The 14422-nt window shown below is 64.1% G+C and carries 17 protein-coding genes and 1 pseudogene; 2 read left to right on the forward strand and 16 right to left on the reverse strand.

From position 1 onward, the window contains the following. Positions 1-302: 302 nt before the first annotated feature. The 11 genes and pseudogenes from DQ397_RS06745 to ccmA all read right to left on the reverse strand — a co-directional run bounded on the left by DQ397_RS06745 (position 303) and on the right by ccmA (position 8698). Positions 303-1090, reverse strand: a pseudogene (locus DQ397_RS06745) (PhzF family phenazine biosynthesis protein). Positions 1091-1351: 261 nt separating this feature from the next. Continuing rightward, positions 1352-1771, reverse strand: coding sequence for a hypothetical protein (locus DQ397_RS06750; RefSeq protein ID WP_043212847.1), 420 nt, complete (start codon positions 1769-1771; stop codon positions 1352-1354). 13 nt (positions 1772-1784) lie between these two features. Beyond that, the gene (ccmI, locus tag DQ397_RS06755) at positions 1785-2978 is read right to left on the reverse strand and encodes a c-type cytochrome biogenesis protein CcmI (RefSeq protein WP_043212845.1); all 1194 of its coding nucleotides are present in this window, start codon (positions 2976-2978) and stop codon (positions 1785-1787) included. After that, the gene (locus DQ397_RS06760; protein WP_043212843.1) at positions 2971-3447 is read right to left on the reverse strand and encodes a cytochrome c-type biogenesis protein; all 477 of its coding nucleotides are present in this window, start codon (positions 3445-3447) and stop codon (positions 2971-2973) included. The genes ccmI and DQ397_RS06760 overlap by 8 nt, the downstream gene beginning before the upstream one ends. Beyond that, positions 3444-3980, reverse strand: coding sequence for a DsbE family thiol:disulfide interchange protein (locus DQ397_RS06765; RefSeq protein ID WP_043212840.1), 537 nt, complete (start codon positions 3978-3980; stop codon positions 3444-3446). The genes DQ397_RS06760 and DQ397_RS06765 overlap by 4 nt, the downstream gene beginning before the upstream one ends. Beyond that, positions 3977-5965 carry a heme lyase CcmF/NrfE family subunit gene (locus tag DQ397_RS06770; RefSeq protein ID WP_043212837.1) on the reverse strand — a complete coding sequence of 663 codons (1989 nt, stop codon included), beginning with the start codon at positions 5963-5965 and terminating at the stop codon, positions 3977-3979. Before DQ397_RS06770 ends, DQ397_RS06765 begins: the two co-directional genes overlap by 4 nt. After that, entirely contained in the window at positions 5962-6417 is a 456-nt protein-coding gene (gene ccmE, locus DQ397_RS06775; RefSeq protein ID WP_043212835.1) for a cytochrome c maturation protein CcmE, read from the reverse strand. Before ccmE ends, DQ397_RS06770 begins: the two co-directional genes overlap by 4 nt. Beyond that, positions 6414-6590, reverse strand: coding sequence for a heme exporter protein CcmD (ccmD, locus tag DQ397_RS06780; protein WP_043212833.1), 177 nt, complete (start codon positions 6588-6590; stop codon positions 6414-6416). The genes ccmE and ccmD overlap by 4 nt, the downstream gene beginning before the upstream one ends. Next, positions 6590-7354, reverse strand: coding sequence for a heme ABC transporter permease (locus DQ397_RS06785; protein ID WP_043212831.1), 765 nt, complete (start codon positions 7352-7354; stop codon positions 6590-6592). The genes ccmD and DQ397_RS06785 overlap by 1 nt, the downstream gene beginning before the upstream one ends. Before the next feature lie 46 nt (positions 7355-7400). Further along, on the reverse strand, positions 7401-8069 hold the full coding sequence (gene ccmB, locus DQ397_RS06790) for a heme exporter protein CcmB (RefSeq protein ID WP_043212857.1): 669 nt from the start codon (positions 8067-8069) through the stop codon (positions 7401-7403). Further along, positions 8066-8698 (reverse strand): cytochrome c biogenesis heme-transporting ATPase CcmA, encoded by a 633-nt coding sequence (gene ccmA / locus DQ397_RS06795; RefSeq protein ID WP_043212828.1) that lies wholly within the window; start codon positions 8696-8698, stop codon positions 8066-8068. The genes ccmB and ccmA overlap by 4 nt, the downstream gene beginning before the upstream one ends. Before the next feature lie 182 nt (positions 8699-8880). On the opposite strand from ccmA, the gene DQ397_RS06800 reads away from it, so the two are divergent. Together DQ397_RS06800 and DQ397_RS06805 are read left to right on the forward strand one after the other, a co-directional pair. Further along, on the forward strand, positions 8881-10446 hold the full coding sequence (locus DQ397_RS06800) for a flagellar hook-length control protein FliK (RefSeq protein WP_043212827.1): 1566 nt from the start codon (positions 8881-8883) through the stop codon (positions 10444-10446). Beyond that, positions 10443-10781, forward strand: coding sequence for an EscU/YscU/HrcU family type III secretion system export apparatus switch protein (locus DQ397_RS06805; protein ID WP_043212825.1), 339 nt, complete (start codon positions 10443-10445; stop codon positions 10779-10781). Before DQ397_RS06800 ends, DQ397_RS06805 begins: the two co-directional genes overlap by 4 nt. Positions 10782-10875: 94 nt before the next feature. Here the strand turns inward: DQ397_RS06805 and DQ397_RS06810 are convergent, their stop codons facing one another. The 5 genes from DQ397_RS06810 to motD form a co-directional block, all read right to left on the reverse strand. Further along, positions 10876-11271 carry a DUF2802 domain-containing protein gene (locus DQ397_RS06810; protein WP_043212822.1) on the reverse strand — a complete coding sequence of 132 codons (396 nt, stop codon included), beginning with the start codon at positions 11269-11271 and terminating at the stop codon, positions 10876-10878. Between the two features lies 1 nt (position 11272). Next, entirely contained in the window at positions 11273-11752 is a 480-nt protein-coding gene (locus tag DQ397_RS06815; protein ID WP_003254393.1) for a chemotaxis protein CheW, read from the reverse strand. A gap of 67 nt (positions 11753-11819) precedes the next feature. Then, positions 11820-12698, reverse strand: coding sequence for a CheW domain-containing protein (locus tag DQ397_RS06820; RefSeq protein WP_043212820.1), 879 nt, complete (start codon positions 12696-12698; stop codon positions 11820-11822). Further along, positions 12698-13486, reverse strand: coding sequence for a ParA family protein (locus DQ397_RS06825; protein WP_043212817.1), 789 nt, complete (start codon positions 13484-13486; stop codon positions 12698-12700). Before DQ397_RS06825 ends, DQ397_RS06820 begins: the two co-directional genes overlap by 1 nt. 77 nt (positions 13487-13563) lie before the next feature. After that, on the reverse strand, positions 13564-14421 hold the full coding sequence (gene motD / locus DQ397_RS06830; protein ID WP_043212815.1) for a flagellar motor protein MotD: 858 nt from the start codon (positions 14419-14421) through the stop codon (positions 13564-13566). Between the last annotated feature and the right edge of the window lies 1 nt (position 14422).

Genomic DNA, 14422 nt, shown 5'->3' on the forward strand with positions numbered 1-14422 from the left:
TGCGGTGTCCTGCGGGGCTCCGCGGCCTCCGGCTGGCTGCGCCAGCCTCCATCTCGCGTCTTCGGCTACCGCCGAAGGGCGCTGCGCGCCTGCCCCTACAGACACCTCCACTCGGCCTTCTGAGGTCGCGATGGGTGGTGTCTGGACTATCGCGTAGCAAAAGCAACGGCAACGGCAACGGCAACGGCAACGGCAACGGCAACGGTAACGGTAAACAAGTTAATTGTTTTGGTGTTTGTTCCGGCCTATTCGGCGTCCCGATTTACCCGCGAATAGGCGTAAAGGCTCACCCCACAACCCACTCAGACAAAGATGACCCCACGCAGGTACAAAGCCCCCCGCCCACTGATGATCACCCGCCCATTCCCTGGCACTTCACATTCCAGTTGCCCCTTACGCGCCCCGCCTTGCTCGCACACCAACCGGCGCTTGCCCAGCCGCTCGGACCAGTAAGGCGCCAGCGATGTATGCGCCGACCCTGTCACCGGGTCTTCATTGACCCCAACCCGAGGGCCGAACCAACGGGTAACGAAATCAAACCCACCTCCGGGTGCTGTCACCGCAATTCCTCGCACGTCAAACGCCGAAAGCGCAACGAAATCCGGCGTCAGCGTGCCGAGCAGCTCGGCATCGTCGATCACCAGCACATAGTCATCAGTGCGATACAACGTCGGGCACTGGTCAGCCCTAGCGCCTCGAGCAACGCTTGAGGAATATCAACCGCTACCGGCTGCTTGGCCGGAAAATCCATCGCCAGCAGCCCATCGGCACCTCGACTGACGCGCAGTTCGCCGCTGCGGGTATTGAACCGCAGCACCTCGGCCTGCTCCCCCAACTGCTCGAACAACACCCACGCCGTTGCCAAGGTCGCATGCCCGCATAGGTTCACCTCCACGGTCGGGGTGAACCACCGCAGGTCGAATGCCTCGCCGTTACGCACGAAGTAAGCGGTTTCGGAAAGGTTGTTCTCCGCGGCGATACGCTTGAGTGTTTCGTCGGGCAGCCAGGTTTCCAGCGGGACGACTGCCGCTGGGTTGCCGCCGAACGGCGTGGCGGAGAACGCGTCGACCTGGAAAATTTCGAATTGCATGCAAAGACTCCTAAAGCCCAGCACCTGGCTGGGCGAGTTCTGGAAAACGTTCAGGAACGCAAAAGCGCCAGTGAGTGCCGAGCGGCAAAGAATGTTTGCAAGCGGGGGCAGGAAAATGGCGATAGCCGCGCCACGCGTCCGACAGGACAGTCGGGCTCGAACGCCCCCCAGCTCAACGGTGAGCTGGGATTATGCGTGGCAACCCACCAGTACAGTCAATGGAAAGATAGGATCAAAACTGTACTGTAACGGTCGGGTGAACTACTGAGCGAAGGCGCGTCCCAGACCGCCTGGCACACCGCTGCTGTCGGTTTCCTGCCAGGGTCCATCAGGGCTGAGCGACCAGCTCCAGCCGTTGTTCCAGCGGTAGTAGGTGCGCTGGCGATAGAAGGTATTGGTCTTGTTCTCCAGGACATAGACACCCATGCGCGGGTCCCAATGGCTGGCCCCGCCTGGTGGCGGGGCGAAGCTGGCAGAGGTACGCGGCATTGCTTTGGGCGTGGCGGCGGGCTTGCTCGGCTGGGTGCCCGGCTGCCCCCCTGGCAACGGTTTGACCGCTGGCCCCTGGCGGGGATGAGGGGCCTCTATCGGCGGCAAGCGCTCCTGGCTCGGCGGCTGCACCGTACACGCGGAAAGACCCAATGCCAGGGTGATCAGGGTCAAGCGCACAGTGCTGTTCATTTGAATCGCTCTCTTAAGGATCTGGGCTGTCGATGGTCAGTTGTTGGGTGCCCTGGGTTCGGTTGGGCAGCGGCGAGCTCTGGCCGATCCACTCGCCTCGGGTCGGTTGTCCGGCGCGCGATACGCGTGCAACGAGTTGGACTTGCGCGAAGTCCGACAGTTTCATCTGCGGCATCATCGCATCCGCGTCGGAAAGCTCCACTTCCACTGGCAGCTGGGCAACCGTCACGCGCTTGGCGGCCAAAGGCATGGGTGGGCCATTGCTGGCCCGGGCGAAGATGAACACCGTGTCGTCTGGCCTGACCTTGTCCTTGAGCGCATCCGCCAGGGCCACCCGCACCTTCAGGCGTGCAGCCTCAGGCGCGGCGGCCAGGGTGCCCCCTGCAGCCTTGAGGCGTTCGGCGGCGCGGTCGATCCCCCCCTGCAAGGCTGCGCGCGACGCGTCGCCTTCGGGCAGTTGGGCCAACAGACGTTGCCAGTAATCGATCGCCTCCTGATAGCGCTCGCCCTCGAACGCCGCGATGCCACGCAGTCCAAGGCTGGTCACCTCCTTGGGGTCCGCCTGGAGCGCTTCGTCGGTCAGGGCCTGTACCTGCGGGCTCCATTGTTTGTTGGCGGCAAAGTACAGGGCCTGTGCCCACTGCCCGAGCAGCTCGGGCTGTCGCCCTGCGAGCGTCACGGCTCGCTCGAAGGTACGAGCCGCATCGGCGGGACGCTGCTCGGCCATGTAGGCCCGAGCGAGGAAGTACAGACCTTCGGCCGAGTCCGGCTGGGCTTGCACGGCGCGCTCCAGGCGCGCAGTCATTTCTTCCATCGATTGCGGCGCCTGGGCGAACTCCTGGGTCAGCTCGACCTTGTCCGCAGCGCCGAAATGCAAATAGAGGCCCAGGCCCAGCACCGGCACCAGCACCGCCGCAAGCAGCGGCAAGGTCTTGCCCAAGTGGCCCTGACGTGGCGCCTCGGCGCCCTCGGTGTCGGCCAACAGCTCACGGGCCGCCTCGTCGCGGCCCTTGGCCAACTGGTCGTTGTCGAGTACACCGGCTTGCTGCTGGGCAGCCAGTTCTGCCACACGCTCCTGGTATAAGGCGACGTTGAGGGCAGTACGGTCTTCCTCCTGCTGCCGACGCCGGCCACGCAGGATAGGGATCAGCAGAAAAGCCAGGGCCGCGAGCAACAGCAGGCCCGCGCTAAGCCAGAATTCAGTCATGGGTCTGTTCTTTATCCAGCAGTTTGGCGAGACGCTCGCGTTCCTCGGCGGACAGCTGCGCGCAAGGGTTTGCCACAGTATTTCGGCGACGACGCACGATCAACGCCAGCACCACGAAGCCACCGACCAGGAGAATCCCCGGGCCGAACCAGAGCAGCCAGGTACGCCCGGTGAGCGCTGGCTTGTAGCGCACGAAATCACCGTAGCGGTCGACCATGAAGTCGACGATCTGCTGGTTGCTCTTGCCTTCGCCGAGCATGCGGAAGATTTCTCGGCGCAGGTCGGCGGCAATCGGTGCATTGGAATCGGCGATGTCCTGGTTCTGGCACTTGGGGCAGCGCAGTTCCTTGGTCAGCTGTTGGTAACGCTCACGTTCGGCGTCATCACGGAACTGATACGTATCGATGGCAGCCTTGGCCACGCCCGTCAGACTCAACCCCAGTACGGCAGCAGCAAGCCAGCGCTTCATGGCTGAGCCTCATCGACCAGCCCCTGGTACAGCGGCGCCAGTTGCTCGCGCCACACGGTGGCATCGACCACGCCCACATGCTTGTAGCGGATGATGCCCTTGGCATCGATCAGGAAGGTTTCCGGTGCGCCATACACGCCCAGGTCCAGACCGAGGCTGCCCTGCTCGTCACGGATGTTCAACTGGTAGGGATTGTGGAAATCCGCCAGCCACTTCAACGCCGCGGCGTTGTCGTCCTTGTAGTTGACGCCGTGGATCACCACGCCCTGCTCGGCCAGCTGGTTCAGGTACGGGTGCTCGACCTTGCACGAGGGGCACCAGGTCGCCCAGACGTTGACCAGCGCTGGGCGCCCCTGCAGGTCCGCGGGGGTCAGCGTACGATCGCCCTGCACCGAAGCCAGGGAGAACGCCGGGAAGGGCTTGCCGATCATCGCCGAAGGCAGTTCGTCGGGCTTGAGGAACAGCCCCTTGTAGAGAAAGACCGCCACCAGCAGGAACACCGCCAGTGGCAACACCATGATCCAACGCTTCATGCAGTCGCTCCAGACATGCCCAGGACATCACGCACCCGGGCCTTGACCTTGACGCGATAGCGTCGGTCGAGAGCCGCCAGGAATCCGCCCAGCGCGGTCAGCAGACCGCCCAGCCAGATCCAGCGGACATAAGGCTTGATATGCACTCGCACCGCCCAGGCCCCGTTGTCCAGGGGCTCGCCGAGGGCGACATACAGATCGCGGGTGAAACCGGCATCGATACCGGCCTCGGTCATCATCGATTGCTGCACCGTATACAGGCGCTTCTCCGGATGCAGCACGGTCACCTCGCGGCCATCACGGCTTACCCGGACAGTGCCCTTGTCGGAAATGAAGTTCGGCCCTTCGAAATGCTTGGCCCCCTCGAACAGGAAGTGATAGCCACCCAGTTCCACGCTTTCGCCGGGGGCCATGCGCAGGTCGCGCTCAGCACTGTTGCTGCTCGCCAGCACCACGCCCAAAGCGCAAACCGCCAGGCCCAGGTGCGCCAGCTGCATGCCCCAGTAGCTGCGCGAGAGGCCGCGCAGCCCTTTGGCCAGGCCCTTGTGGCGGGTCTTGTCGAAGATGTCGCGAACGCCGGCAAGCACCACCCAGGCGGCCAGGGCGAAGGCGCTCAAGGCAGGCCATTCGAAATCGTCGACGATCAAGCCCGCGACCGGTGCCAGGATAGCGCTGCCGATCAACACCGGAGTCATCATGCCCACAAGCCACTTGCCGGGGGTGTCTTTCCAGCGCACCACCACGCCGATGCCCAGCACCACCATCAGCAATGCCATCAGCGGCAGGAACAACGCATCGAAGTAAGGCGGACCGACCGACAGCTTGGCGCCGGTCAAGGCATCGAGCACCAGAGGGTAGAGCGTACCGAGCAGAATCATCGAGGCGGCCACGACCAACACCAAGTTGTTGGCCAGCAACAGGGTTTCCCGCGACCACAGGGCAAAGCCCACCTGGCTCTTGACCACAGGCGCTCGAAACGCGAACAGGGCCAGCGAACCACCTACCACGAAGAGCAGGAAGATGAGGATGAATACACCGCGCGAAGGGTCGGCGGCGAAGGCATGCACCGAGGTCAGCACCCCGGAGCGCACCAGGAAGGTACCCAGCAGGCTGAGCGAGAACGCGGCGATGGCCAGCAGTACCGTCCAGCTCTTGAACACCCCACGCTTTTCGGTGACGGCCAGCGAATGGATCAGTGCCGTGCCCACCAGCCATGGCATGAAGGAGGCGTTTTCCACCGGATCCCAGAACCACCAGCCGCCCCAGCCCAACTCGTAGTAGGCCCACCAGGAGCCCAGGGTGATCCCCACGCCCAGGAAGGCCCAGGCGACGATGGTCCAAGGCCGCGACCAGCGCGCCCAGGCCGCGTCCAGGCGGCCGCCGAGCAGTGCGGCGATGGCGAAGGCGAAGGCCACCGAGAAGCCCACGTAGCCCATGTACAGCATCGGCGGGTGAACGATCAGGCCGAAGTCCTGCAGCAACGGGTTGAGGTCGCGTCCGTCCGTGGGCACCTGCGGCAGCAGGCGCTCGAATGGGTTGGAGGTGACGATCAGGAACGACAGGAAGCCCACGCTGATCATGCCCATCACCGCGAGCACCCGAGCCAGCATGACTTGCGGCAACTGGCGCGAGAACACCGAAACGGCGAAGGTCCAGCCGCCGAGGATCAGGGCCCAGAGCAACAGCGAACCTTCGTGGGCGCCCCACACCGCACTGAACTTGTAGTACCAGGGCAAGGCGCTGTTGGAGTTGCTGGCCACATAGGCGACCGAGAAGTTGTCGGTCATGAAGGCGTGAGTCAGGCAGGCAAAGGCGAAGGCCAGGAAGGCGAACTGCCCCCAGGCCGCAGGCCGCGCCAGGCTCATCCACAGACTGTCGCCGCGCCAGGCGCCAAGCAGCGGTACGCTGGCCTGGACCCCCGCGAAGCAAATCGCCAGGATCATCGACAATTGCCCCAGCTCCGGGATGACCAATGCCGCGTTCATGGCTTGGGCTCCGCACCGGTCGCGGCCTGGCCGCTTTCCTTCAGGGCCTTGGTGACCTCCGGCGGCATGTATTTCTCGTCATGCTTGGCCAGGACCTCGTCGGCCACCACCACGCCGTCGGCATTCAGTTTGCCCAGGGCGACAATGCCTTGGCCTTCACGGAACAGGTCGGGCAGGATGCCACGGTAGGTGATCGGCACCGACTTGTTGAAGTCGGTGACCACGAAGCGCACGTCCAGCGAATCGGGGGAGCGCTGCACCGAGCCTTTCTCGACCATGCCGCCGGCACGGATGCGCGTGTCCAGCGGCGCCTCGCCGTTGGCGATCTGGGTCGGCGTGTAGAACAGGTTGATGTTCTGCTGCAGGGCGCTCAGCGCAAAGCCCACGGCGATGGCGACACCGACCAGCAGGCCCAGGATGAGGAACAGGCGTTTCTTGCGCTGAGGATTCACTGGTTGTTCTCCCGGCGCAGACGACGCGCCTCTTCTTGCAGGTAACGACGCCGAGCCAGCAGCGGTGCGGCGACATTGAGCGCCAGCACCGCGAGGCAGATGCCGTAAGCCGACCAGACGTACAGACCATGGTGCCCCATGGCCAAAAAATCATTGAAGGAAGCGAAGCTCATCACGCGGCCCTCCGACCCAGGCTGTTCAACACTTCCTCCTTGACCCAACTGGCGCGCGCCTCGCGCTTGAGCACTTCAAGGCGCATGCGCAGCAGCAGCACAGCGCCAAAGAAGCAGTAGAAACCCAATGCCGTGAGCAACAGCGGCAGCCACATTTCAGAAGGCATGGCCGGCTTCTCGGTCAGGGTGAAGGTGGCGCCTTGGTGCAGGGTGTTCCACCACTCCACCGAGTACTTGATGATCGGGATGTTCACCACACCGACGATCGCCAGAACCGCGCAAGCCTTGGCCGCGCTGTCACGATTGCTGATCGCCTGGCCCAGGGCGATGATGCCGAAGTACAAAAACAGCAGGATGAGCATGGAGGTCAGTCGGGCATCCCAGACCCACCAACTGCCCCAGGTCGGCTTGCCCCAGATCGCCCCGGTGACCAGCGCCACGGCCGTCATCCAGGCACCGATGGGCGCTGCGCACTGCACGGCCACATCAGCCAGTTTCATCTTCCACACCAGCCCCACCACGCCAGCCACCGCCAACAACACATAGCAGGACTGGGCCAGCATGGCGGCGGGGACGTGGATGTAGATGATCCGGAAGCTGTTGCCCTGCTGGTAATCCTGCGGGGCGAAGGCCAGGCCCCAGATGACGCCGACCAGCAGCAGGAGAATGGCGCACCCGCTCAGCCAAGGCAGCATGCGGCCACTGATGGCATAGAACCATTTGGGGGAGCCCAGCTTGTGGAACCACGTCCAGCTTATCTTCATCAAGGTACATCCACGGTATTTGCCGGGCTTGGAAGCCCGGGACTCGTTATTCGCCGACGCTGATCTTCAGGCCAGCCGCGATCGCAAAAGGTGCCAGTGTCACCGCCAGGGCCGTCAGGCTGGCCAGCCAGAGCAGATGGCCGGTCGCCGGCATATTCTGCAATGCTGCCTGCAAGGCGCCACTGCCCAGGATCAATACCGGGATATACAGCGGCAGGATCAACAATGCCAACAGCAGGCCGCCACGCTTGAGGCCCACAGTCAGTGCCGCCCCCACCGCGCCCAGCAGGCTCAGCACCGGGGTTCCCAGTAGCAGCGACCCCAGCAGCACCGGCAGGCAGCCAGCTGGCAGCCCCAACATCAAGGCAAGCAATGGCGCCAACAATACCAGCGCCAGCCCGGAAAAGATCCAGTGTGCCAGCACCTTGGCCAACACCAGCAGTGCCAGCGGATGCGGCGACAGCACCCACTGCTCCAGCGAGCCGTCCTCGAAGTCGCTGCGAAACAGCCCGTCCAGCGACAGCAATACGGCCAGCAATGCCGCGACCCAGACCAAGCCTGGCGACAAGGTTTGCAACAATTGTGTCTCAGGACCGACCGCCAGAGGGAACAAGGCGACGACTATCGCAAAGAACACCAACGGGTTGGCCAGCTCCGCCGGGCGGCGGCACAACAGACGCGCCTCGCGGCGCAACAACAGGATGAATACACTCATGCCGCCCACTGCCCCAGGTTCAGTTCTCGATAACCCGATGGCTTGCGCTCGAGGTTGTGATGGGTGGTCAGCACCACCGTGCCACCTTGCTCGCAATGGGCCGCCAGGTGGACCTCCAGTTGCGCCACACCTTGCTTGTCCAGAGCGGTGAAGGGTTCGTCGAGTATCCACAACGGGGGGCTGTCCAGATACAGCCGCGCCAAGGCCACGCGGCGCTGCTGGCCGGCGGACAACGTATGGCAAGGCACATCTTCGAATCCTCGAAGCCCCACGGCCTCCAGCGCCTGCCAGATGGCCCGGGCACTGGCCGGCTGATGCAGTGCGCACAGCCAGGCGAGATTCTCTTCGGCGGTGAGCAGGTCTTTGATCCCGGCGGCATGGCCGATCCACAGCAAGATGCTGGCCAGCGCATGGCGCTGCTCGGCCAACGGTTGGCCATTGAGCAGAATCCGACCCGCGGTAGGCTGCATCAGGCCGGCCAGCAACCGCAGCAGGCTGGTCTTGCCGCTGCCGTTGGGGCCACTGATCTGCAGCATGTCACCGGGCCGCAACTGGAAGTCCAGATGCTCGAAGAGCAATCGCCAGTCACGCTCGCAGGCCAGGCCCGCGGCTTGGAGATGAAGGGTCACGGTTTCGCCTTATCAATGTTGGGTTCAGCGCCGCGCGCCGTAGTCCGCCCGAACCCGCGCTGAACCCCAGTGTCTCAAGTCGCCCCGGTCACTGCCGTTATAGTGGCAGTGGCGGACGGCGGGCATTATTACATGGGACGTCTCGCTGCCAAGAGGGCGGGTCCGACAGGTTGTATACAATCATGACTGAAATCAATAGTCTCGGCGCACAATCCACGCTCGGACTCCAGGCGGGCAAGGCTGCGATGACCGGCGAGCTGCTGCGTCTGCTGCAATCACAGCCCGGCCTGCTGGCCCCAGGCGAGACGGCCCGGGCCGATGTGCTCTCTCTGCGCCAGGTGGGCCAGGATTTCCAGTTGCTGCTGCGCCTGACCTTGGCCAACGGCACCCAGACCCAACTGCAGGCCAGCGCCAGCCAACCCCTGCCTCAAGGCAGCCAAGTGACCGTCGCCCAGACTGACAGCAACCGCCTGACGGTGCTCCTGCAGCAAGCCAATGCCAACAACATCGCCACCCTCACTCGCCTGGACACCGACAAAGTACCGGTCGGCACCCTGCTGCAAGGCAAGGTGCTGACTAGCCAGGCGCAGGCCGTGGCACCTGGCGAGGCGGCGAGCTTCCGCTCTCTGGTCAGCCTGCTCAACAGCGCCCAGGCCGGGGCCACCCTGACGGTGGACAGCCCACGCCCCCTGCCGGTGGGCAGCTTGCTCAGCGCGCAGGTCCAAGGCGATCAGTCGTTGCGCTTCGTGCCGCTGAGCGGCTGTCAGGACCAGTTGGCGATCGCCCAACAGCTCGGCACCCAGCAAAGTCGCCAAGCCTCGTTATCGGGCCTGCTCACTGCGCTGCAGCAGATCGCCCGCGACCCTGGCGCCAATGCCGAGCTCAAGACCAGCGCCGAACGTCTGCTGGCCAGCCTGCCCGAGGCCCGCCAGCTCGGCGACGCCAAGACCCTCGCCCAGGCATTGAACAACAGTGGCGCGTTCCTCGAGGCCAAGCTGCTCGGCGGTGGCGGCGCAGGCCTGGTGCCGGACCTCAAGGCACAGTTGGTCCGGCTGGTGGCCCAAACGTTTCCCGACCTGCCCAGCAGCGCGCTGAGCAGCCCCGCCACCGCCGCCACCCTGGCTCAGGCGTTTCCGGCCATCGCCCGCAGCGCCCTGGGCATGCTTGACAGAAATAGCCCACGGCCCCAGCCTGGCACCTTTCCCCTGCCCTCGCGCCTGCTCCAGAGCCTGGAAGCCGAAGGCGACCTGCAACAATTGCTACGTCTGGCCGCCGCCGCCATCTCGCGCTTGCAAAGCCATCAGCTGGCCAGCCTGCAGCAGACCGGCATCACCGAGAACGGCAACCTGCAGACCACCTGGCAGACCGAGATTCCCATCCGCCATGGCCAGGAGTTCATTCCACTGCAGGTCAAGCTGCAGCAGGAGCAGACCCCGGAGCAACAGGCCGATTCGCAGCGCAGTCAGCGCGATCCGCTGGAGTCGCTGTGGCGAATCGAGCTGGCATTCGACCTGCCACCCTTGGGCCCGCTGCAGGTCCAGGCGCAACTGAGCCAGGGCCGGTTGTCAGGGCAGCTGTGGGCAGAGCAGCAGCAGACTGCGCAGTTGATCGAACGCCAATTGGGCGAGTTGCGCGAACGCCTGGTGGCCCGAGGCCTGGATGTGGGCGAACTGCAGTGTCACCCGGGCATTCCGCCCCAGGGGGCACGCACGCGCCTGGAACAACGTTGGGTGGACGAAAACGCATGACCGACAAGCAACCGCGCCAGGCCATTGCCCTGACCTACGACGGCCAGCAGGCTCCCACCCTCAGCGCCAAAGGTGACGACGAGTTGGCCGAGGCCATCCTCGCCATCGCTCGCGAACACGAGGTGCCGATCTATGAGAACGCCGAGTTGGTCCGCCTGTTGGCGCGCCTGGAGCTGGGCGAACAGATCCCCGAAGCGCTGTACCTGACCATTGCCGAGATCATCGCCTTCGCCTGGCAATTGCGCGGCAAGGTACCGGTGGGCTTTGACGATCAGCCCGCCGCTGAGCGCGACATTACCCCCACGCTGTTGCGCTTGCCCAACGAACGCGCCTAAACCGCATTCGTGCCTGGTCGAAAAGCAGTTCGCCAGCGTTGCCCGCCCTGACGAGACACAACACTGGCGAATATGCGCCTGGACAAAGCCTGTTTCATTCGCCGCGGTGCAGCTTGCTCATCAGCTCCGCCTCGGCTTGGGTCAGGCCACAGGTGCGGGTCAGCTCATCGATGCTGGCCCCCATGCCCACCAGCTTGGCCGCCTGGGTGAACGTCACGCTGTTGGGGTCGCGCTGCTCCAGTTGCTGGAGTTTATCCGGCAACGGCGCGAGCACTGCGCGCAATTCATGGATCGCCTCGCCCATGCGCACCGTGCCGTTCTGGTAGTCATCCAGACGCTTGGCCAGGTCCTTGATGCGCTGGTCTCGCAGCGCATCGCCCAGGGCCTGCTGGGCCGCCAGCTCACGCTGGCGCTTGCTGTAGTTGAGGAAGAACCACAGGCTCAGGGCCCAGAGCAGCGCCAGGAAAACGACAGCAGCCTCGAAAATCAACTCAGATGTTCTCCAGCTCGGACCACTCTTCCTCGGTCATCATTTTGTCCAGCTCGACCAGAATCAGCAGCTCGCCGTTCTTGTTGCACACGCCCTGGATGAACTTGGCCGACTCTTCGTTGCCGACATTCGGCGCGGTCTCGATCTCGGACTGACGCAGGTAGACCACTTCGGCCACGCTGTCGACCAAGATGCCCACCACTTGCTTGTCCGCCTCGATGATGACGATGCGGGTGTTGTCAGTGACTTCGGTCGGCATCAGACCGAAACGCTGACGGGTGTCGATCACCGTGACCACGTTGCCGCGCAGGTTGATGATGCCCAGCACGTAGCTCGGCGCACCAGGCACCGGAGCGATCTCGGTATAGCGCAGGACTTCCTGCACCTGCATGACGTTGATGCCATAGGACTCATTGTCCAGGCGGAAGGTCACCCATTGCAGGATCGGATCTTCGGAACCTTGTGCAGACGACTTTTTCATTCCCCTACCCCTCAAAATCCGCCATTGGCGGTGTGCTCGCTATGGCCACGGCAGTTGTGGCCTTCAGTCATTGGTGTTTGGCATGCATTTGCTTGACGGCGCCGCTGGCGATCAGCTCGGCCAGTTCAGCGACATCGAGCAAGGCGCACATGTGTTCGATCACGGTGCCGGCCAGCCAGGGCCGCTGGCCACGCTGGCTGCGCCACTTGATCTCGGCCGGGTCCAGGCGCAGGGAGCGGCTGACCTGATGCACGGCCAGCCCCCATTCATAGCCCTGGACGGAAATCACGTACTGCAGGCCCTGGCGGAAATCGTCGCGATAGCGGTCGGGCATGACCCAGCGCGCGGTATCCAGGACCTTGAGATTGCCCGCCTGGCACGTAAGGATGCCCAGGAACCAGTCAGGCTGGCCGAACAGCGGCGTCAACTCCTGACCCGCCAGGCTGTAGATCGAGCCCAGGCAGACCAGCGGCACCGCCAGGGTCAGCCCTGCGACATCGAACAGCAAGCACTCGAAGGGCTCTGCCGCCCAGGCCGGGCGACCGTCCACCGTCGCCGGTGGCACAGGAGGATTGGCGGCCGGCAGGTAGACATCCACCAGTGGCGCCACCGGCTCGATTGCCTGGGCCTCGACTGCTGGAGTTTCGGGTTCGACGTTGACGGCCGCAGGCTCCGGCGTCACCTCGACCGGTTTCAGGACCGTTGGCAACACGGCCACTGCACTGGGCTCGGCGAAGGGTCGCGCAACAACTGCTGCTGGGGCGGCCTGACGCTCAGCGTCCCTGGCTTGCTCCTCACGCACCGCGGCGGCGAATTCATCGACGATCGCCTCTTCAGCCGGCGCTTGGGGCGCATCGAGCTCCTCGGTGGCGTCCTGCAACAGGCCATCGAGGTAGGACTGCAAGGCCAATTGCGGCTTGGTGGTGGTCTGCCGTGCTGGGTTCATCAGGCCACCTGCAATGCGGGTTTGTAGGTCAACAGATGCTTGAGCAATGCCCGGTAGGCGATCAGCCCCCGGCTCTTGCCATCGAACTGCGAAGGTGTGACCCCCGCCCGGCTGGCATCGCGCAGGCGCGTGTCGACCGGGATGTAGCCTTGCCAGACCTGCTCACCATAGCTGTCACGCAAGACCTTGAGCGTGCCAAGAGACGCCTGGGTGCGACGGTCGAACAAGGTCGGCACGATCTGGTAGGGCAGCGCCTGGCGCCGCGAGCGGTTGACCATGGCCAATGTCCCGACCATGCGTTCCAGGCCCTTGACCGCGAGAAACTCGGTTTGCACCGGGATCACCAACTGCTGGCTGGCAGCCAGGGCATTGACCATCAGCACCCCCAAAAGCGGAGGGCTGTCGATCAGGGCGAAGTCGAAATCCTGCCACAGCTGCGCCAGACTCTTGGCGATCACCAGGCCCAGGCCACTCTGCCCCGGCGACTGGCGTTCGAGCACGGCCAATGCGGTGCTCGAAGGCAGCAGCGAGATACGCTCGTCGCTGGTGGGCAGCAACAGTTGTCCTGGCAAGCCCTCGGGCACCGTGCCCTTGTGCAGGAACAGGTCGTAGCAGCTGTGCTCCAGGGCATCAGGGTTGTGCCCGAAGTAGCTGGTCATCGAGCCGTGCGGGTCGAGGTCGACGACGACCACGCGCTTGCCCGCTTCGGCCAGCAACCCGGCCAAGGCGATGGTGGTGGTGGTCTTGCCGACGCCACCTTTTTGATTGGCTACTGCCCAGACTCTCATCGTGCGTTGCTTCCCCCCGCAATGGCCGCCTGCCCTGCCGGGAACGGTTTGAATTCAGTGACGGACAATTGACGGGCTCAGCCCCCAACCGCCGGTGCAGGCGTTGTCGGTGCAGTTTGTGTGCCAGCCCGCCGCAAGGCCGCGTCCGGCGTGGCATTGGCGCTACCGGACCCGGTCAGGCTGCGGCGTACTTCCAGGTTGCGGGAAATCACCAACACCACTCGACGGTTACGCGCCCGTCCTTCGGCCGTCTCGTTGCTGGCCACCGGCTGGTACTCGCCATACCCCACCGAGGCCATGCGCGCCGGGTTCACACCGTTCATCGCCAACAGGCGGACGATGCTCGCCGCTCGGGCAGAGGACAGCTCCCAATTGGTCGGGTATTGAGCGGTACGGATCGGCAGGTTGTCAGTGAACCCTTCGACGTGCACCGGGTTGGCGTAAGGCTTGAGGATGTTGGCCACCTTCTCGATGATCGAGAACGCTGTGTCGCTGGGCATGGCGTCACCGCTGCCGAACAGCAGCGATGAGTTGAGCTCGATCTCGACCCACAGTTCGTTGCCGCGCACGGTCATTTGGTCGGATTTGATCAGGTCGCCAAAGGCGTCGCGCACGTCATCGCTAATGGTCTTCAACGGGTCGGCATTGCTCTGGGCAAGGCCTGCGTCGGTTTGCTCGCTGTCCTTGATCAGCGGCTCGGCGGGTTTGACGCTGAGCGGGCGTTCATCGCCGATCGGGATGGGCTTCATGCTGCGCTCAGGGTCGTTGAATACGCCGAGCAGAGCCTGGGAGATGACCTTGTACTTGCCCTCGTTGATCGAGGAGATCGAATACATGACCACGAAGAAGGCGAATAGCAAGGTGATGAAGTCGGCGTACGACACCAGCCAGCGTTCGTGGTTTTCGTGTTCCTCGGTGTGACGACGGCGGGCCATG

This window comes from Pseudomonas sp. CK-NBRI-02, assembly GCF_008124495.1.
Classification (GTDB): Bacteria; Pseudomonadota; Gammaproteobacteria; order Pseudomonadales; family Pseudomonadaceae; genus Aquipseudomonas; species Aquipseudomonas guariconensis.